This is a genomic window from Xanthomonas sp. SHU 199 (assembly GCF_000364665.1).
GTDB classification, from domain to species: Bacteria; Pseudomonadota; Gammaproteobacteria; order Xanthomonadales; family Xanthomonadaceae; genus Xanthomonas_A; species Xanthomonas_A sontii.
This window is the reverse complement of record NZ_AQOI01000654.1, coordinates 1-4,577: the sequence shown is the minus strand read 5'-3', so window position 1 is coordinate 4,577 and position 4,577 is coordinate 1. Positions and strand designations below refer to the sequence as shown.

At 69.7% G+C, this 4,577-nt stretch carries 5 protein-coding genes; 2 read left to right on the top strand and 3 right to left on the bottom strand.

Annotation, left to right across the window (positions count from 1 at the left end):
* Window positions 1–43: 43 nt before the first annotated feature.
* Together D183_RS0118735 and D183_RS0118730 are read right to left on the bottom strand one after the other, a co-directional pair.
* A complete protein-coding gene (locus D183_RS0118735; protein WP_017910349.1) occupies window positions 44–1,981 on the bottom strand; it encodes a M61 family metallopeptidase in 1,938 nt (645 codons plus the stop codon).
* A gap of 293 nt (window positions 1,982–2,274) precedes the next feature.
* Window positions 2,275–2,544: a hypothetical protein gene (locus D183_RS0118730; protein ID WP_017910348.1), complete on the bottom strand. Its 270-nt coding sequence runs from the start codon at window positions 2,542–2,544 to the stop codon at window positions 2,275–2,277.
* Window positions 2,545–2,793: 249 nt separating this feature from the next.
* Here D183_RS0118730 and D183_RS0118725 point away from each other — a divergent pair, with 249 nt between their 5' ends.
* Both D183_RS0118725 and D183_RS0118720 read left to right on the top strand, forming a co-directional pair.
* Window positions 2,794–3,354: a sugar O-acetyltransferase gene (locus D183_RS0118725; RefSeq protein WP_017910347.1), complete on the top strand. Its 561-nt coding sequence runs from the start codon at window positions 2,794–2,796 to the stop codon at window positions 3,352–3,354.
* Between the two features lie 84 nt (window positions 3,355–3,438).
* The gene (locus D183_RS0118720) at window positions 3,439–3,885 is read left to right on the top strand and encodes a universal stress protein (RefSeq protein WP_017910346.1); all 447 of its coding nucleotides are present in this window, start codon (window positions 3,439–3,441) and stop codon (window positions 3,883–3,885) included.
* A 246-nt stretch (window positions 3,886–4,131) separates the two neighbouring features.
* Here the strand turns inward: D183_RS0118720 and D183_RS0118715 are convergent, their stop codons facing one another.
* Window positions 4,132–4,425 carry a DUF2782 domain-containing protein gene (locus D183_RS0118715; protein ID WP_017910345.1) on the bottom strand — a complete coding sequence of 98 codons (294 nt, stop codon included), beginning with the start codon at window positions 4,423–4,425 and terminating at the stop codon, window positions 4,132–4,134.
* Window positions 4,426–4,577 lie beyond the last annotated feature (152 nt).

Sequence of the window (4,577 nt, the reverse complement as noted above, 5' to 3'; positions counted from 1 at the left end):
CCCCCTGCCGCCGCTGCGTTGACCGCAGCGGCGGCGGGTCGGCTCAGCGCCGTGCGGCGATGATCTTGCTCAGGTAGTCCGGCGTGCCCTCGACCCGCACCAGGTGCGGATACTGCAGGCCGTCGTGGTAGTTCACCGGCACGTCGCGCACGCCGCCCTGGTACTTGAGCGTCAGCATGATCGGCGCGCTGCCGCCCTTGGCGTCGGCGATCGCCTGCTTGAGCGTGTCGCGCGAGTAGTCCTGGCCGTTGACCGCCAGCACCGTGGCGCCGCTGCTGACCCCGGCCTTGAACGCCGGGCCGTCCCACAGCACGTCGTTGATGCTGGCGTCGTCGTTCATCACCAGGCCGATCGACCAGGCGAAGTTGTAGCGGTGCCGCGCCGACTGGTGGCGGCCGTCGTACTGCTTCTCGAATGCGCTGGGCTGGTCGGTGTACACCAGCTTCCAGCCGCTGGCCTGCAGGCCTTCCAGCAGCGGCGGATCCACCTGGTACACGCGCCGGTTGATGTAGTCGGCCCAGTCGTAGTGGACCACGCCGTCGAGCGCGGCGATGACGTCGTCGAAGGTGTAGGTCTTGACCGCGAAGCTGCCGTCGTCGACGCCGAAGAACGCCTTGGCCACGTCGTCCAGCGACTTGCGCCCGCCGCTCATCGCGCGCAGCTTGGCGTCCACCGCCAGCCACACCATCTGCCCGCCGCTGTAGTAGTCCTCGCTCATCTGCCAGCTGCGGTAGGGCAGCGGCGCGCGATGCGCGGCGGTGGGGTCGTTGGTGGTGTCCTCCAGCGAGCGCCAGCGGAAGCCGGCGCGGTTGCGATCGTAGTTGGCCGCGGTCATCGCCAGCGCATCGCGGAACTGTTGCGGTGTCCACATGCCGGCGCGGGCGGTCAGCACATAACCCCAGTACTGGGTCTGGCCCTCGTAGACCCACAGCAGCGAGTCGCCCATCGGCACGTTGAAGGTCGGCGTCCACAGGTCGGCCGGACGCCGGAACTTGCCGTTCCAGGAGTGCGTGTATTCGTGCGCCAGCAGGTCGCGGTCCGGCGCGTTCTCGTCCCAGGCGCTGAAGTAGTCGGCAGCCAGCCCGTTCTCGCTGGACTGGTGATGCTCCAGGCCGTTGCCGCCCAGCACGTCCGACAGCGAGAACAGGAAGTCGTAATGCGCATAGTGATGCGAGCCGAACAGCTTGATCGCCTGTACCGGCAGATTGCGGTGCGCCTGCAGCTGCTCGGCGCTGATGTCCAGGAACCGCGGTGCGTCGGCGACCACGTCCAGGTGCACCGGCGCGCCGCCGGCCGGGGTCAGGTCCACGCGCTTGAAGTAGCGCCCGGCGTAGATCGGTGAGTCGACCAGGGTGGTGAAGTCCACTGGCTTGAAGGTGGTGGTGGCGCCGTCGCGGCTGGCGGTCTCCAGCGCCGTGCCGAATTCCCAGCCGGCCGGCAGAGTCACGCTCGGCGCCACGGTGATGCCGCGGGTGTCGTGGCCGGCCGGGTACAGCGCCACCTTGTTCCACTCCAGCTGCAGCATCTTGTCGGTCATCTCGAAGCCGTCGTCGCGCGGCGACAGGTACTGGAAGCTGGCGTCGATCGCGCTCACGCCCTGCGGCACGTCGACGTGGAAGCTGTACACGTCGAAGGTGTCGCGGCGCCACGGCAGCGGCTTGCCGTTGGCGGTGAGGGTGAGGCCGGCCAGCATCGCCACCGGCCCGCTCGGCGAATGGTCGCCGGGAATCCACTGCGGGTACTGCAGGGTCAGCCGTCCGGCGCTGACCGGGATGGTCTCGTGCACCCGGTAGATACCCTGACGCACATCGCCGGCGTCCACCTGCAGGGTCAGGGTGCCGGGGTAGGGCGTGTCCTGCGGCGCCGGCACGTCCGGTGTGCGCACCACCTGCGCCTGCGCGGCGCCGGCGAGCGCCAGGCCGATGCCGAGGACCAGCGCCCGGCGGGCGCAACGGGAGGCGGGGAAAGCAGTGGCGGACATGCGCGGCTCCGGGAGCGGGATGAGATGCGAAGCGCGGAACGTTAGCACCTGCCGCCGTCGCCGTCGCACTTGCCCGGCCCGGTCACGCAGGTGCCAGGCAATGCTGTTCATCCGGGGGCCACGGGTCCCAGGCTGTGACCGCGGGACGGCCGCGCGACAGCGCTATCCCTCCAGCGCCTGGCGGCAGCGGCGGTCGTCCAGCGCTGGCCCGCTGTGGACGGCCGCCAAGCGCGCAACCCTTTGGACTCCGGCTGCATCGCAGCTGCGGCGTTGTAGCCGGAAAGTGTGCCGCCTCAGTCCTTCAATGCGCCGTCGCCCGGATCGCTGGCGGCATAGGTCGAGGTCGGCAGTTCGGCATCATGCGGATGCCGCAACGCCCCGCGCAGCGGCGCCGGCAAGTGCTCGACCGCCAGGATCACCTTGCCGAAATGCACGTCGCGCACAGCGCTCGCCGGCACCACGAAATCGCCGCCGTTCTCGATATTGACGACGAACGTGGCGCCGCCGTCACGGACCTCGCGCACCGCCCCTACACCGGCCTCGCCATCGGCCACGAACACCATCTGGCCTGCTTCCACACGTTCGGACATCGCGCACCGCCTTTGTCTGGGAGAGAGTCCACGCGGGCTGGAATGTGCCGGCATGGGCGTTCGATGATCGGGCGCGTAGGCGTTGCTGGACGGTGAATGCCGCGTGGTCTGTGGGTCACGACATCGTCGTGGCTGCCGTGTGCGCCTCACCGCTAGCGGACACGCGCCGTGACGCAGCGCGATGCGATCATTCCCGTTCGACCACTGCCTGGGAGGGCAAGGATGCGAAGCGAGAAAGAGAAGATGCTGGCCGGCGAGGCGTATCGCCCCAACGACGCGCAACTGCAGGTCGAGCAGGACGCGGCCAGTGCCTGGATGCAGCGCTACAACGCGGCGCTGGCCGAGCCACCGGCGCGGCGGCACGCGCTGCTGGTCGAAGGACTGGGTTCCGTCGGACGTGGCGCGGTGGTGCGGCCACCGTTCCATTGCGACTACGGCTACAACATCCATCTCGGCGAGGACGTGTTCCTCAACTTCAACTGCGTGATCCTGGACGTGGTACCGGTGCACATCGGCGCCGGCACCCAGATCGGGCCGGCGGTGCAGCTCTATGCCGCCGATCATCCGCGCGATGCTGCGCAGCGCGCCGAGGGGTTGGAGTTGGGGCGGCCGGTGACGATCGGGCGCAACGTCTGGATCGGCGGCGGCGCGATCGTGCTGCCGGGCGTGACCATCGGCGACGACGCGGTGGTCGGCGCCGGCAGCGTGGTCACCCGCGACGTGCCGGCCGGCGCGCGCGTGGCCGGCAATCCAGCACGCCTGCTGAAGCCGCACAGCGACTGAATTTGATCCGGGTCAAGGCAGGCGCCGCGCAATGGGTGTGCAATGCTGTCCAGGCCGCCGTGTGCGGCGTCACCGGAGCATCCCATGTACCAGCGCATCCTGATCGCCATCGATGGTTCCGAGTTGTCCGCCAAGGGTCTGCAGCAGGGGCTGGCGCTGGCCGCCGAGCTCGGCGCGGAGGTGGATATCGTCACCGTGTCCGAGCCGTGGGCAATGGGCATGTATGACGCGATGGGCTGGAGCGTGGGCTACGAGGCCAGCCCCGAATACCGCCAGGACCGCGAAGCCGGCGCGCAGAAGATCCTGGCGCCGGCGCTGGCCGCCGCCGCGGCCACCGGAGTGACCGCGCACGGCCGCCACGTGCTTGACCGCTACGCCGCCGAGGGCATCATCGACATGGCCGTGGCCTGCAACAGCGACCTGATCGTGATGACCTCGCACGGCCGCCGCGGCATGAGCCGGGTCCTGCTTGGCAGCCAGACCGCGGAAGTGCTCGCCAACAGCCAGGTGCCGGTGCTGGTGATCCGCTGAGGCGCTGACCGGCCCGCGCCGGGGTCGGCGCGGTGCGGAACACGTTCGAGGCCGGCATCCGGCCGCTGGCCGCAGCGACCTATCGCTTTGCCGATACGCTTCGGCCTGTCACGCGGCTGCGCCGGGAGGCGACGCCGCGACGGGGGGCCGGCATCCGGCACGTGCATGCATTCGTCCGTCTGGGCAGATCGGGGACGCGAGCACGCCCGCGCGCCGCCACCGTTGGGCGACGTGCCGGGCGCGCCATCACCAGCTGTACAGCTTCCAGTACACGGGCGACACATTGTCCTTGCTGCCATCCACTTCCATGTGGCCGTCGCCGTTGCGGTCGTACAGGTAATAGGCCGGGCCGCGCGCCGGCGTCACCTTGACCATGCGCAGTTGGCCGCCCACGCGGTACTCGTCGACGGTGTCGCCGTTGTCCATCTTGCGCTGGGTCGTTTCCGCGCCGCGCACGTCCATCGGCGCGCCGTCCGGGCCGAGGCCGGTCGAGGCGCAGCCTGCCAGCAGCAACAGCGGAACGAGGATCAGGGCTTTCATTGCGGTGTTCTCCACGGGCAGGACATGCGCAGAGTATGCGCCGAGTGTCTGCATGCGGTGTGGGAATGGCGCGCCGCACCCTCACACCAACCCCTCTCCCGGTGGGAGAGGGGCTCGCACTTCCCTTCTCCCGCCGGGAGAAGGTGCCCCGT

What these genes read in the sequence shown, in the direction of transcription:
- D183_RS0118735 (WP_017910349.1), bottom strand. Translation starts at nt 1,981, where the DNA reads ATGTCCGCCACTGCTTTCCCCGCCTCCCGTTGCGCCCGCCGGGCGCTG.
- D183_RS0118730 (WP_017910348.1), bottom strand. Translation starts at nt 2,544, where the DNA reads ATGGTGTTCGTGGCCGATGGCGAGGCCGGTGTAGGGGCGGTGCGCGAG.
- D183_RS0118725 (WP_017910347.1), top strand. Translation starts at nt 2,794, where the DNA reads ATGCGAAGCGAGAAAGAGAAGATGCTGGCCGGCGAGGCGTATCGCCCC.
- D183_RS0118720 (WP_017910346.1), top strand. Translation starts at nt 3,439, where the DNA reads ATGTACCAGCGCATCCTGATCGCCATCGATGGTTCCGAGTTGTCCGCC.
- D183_RS0118715 (WP_017910345.1), bottom strand. Translation starts at nt 4,425, where the DNA reads ATGAAAGCCCTGATCCTCGTTCCGCTGTTGCTGCTGGCAGGCTGCGCC.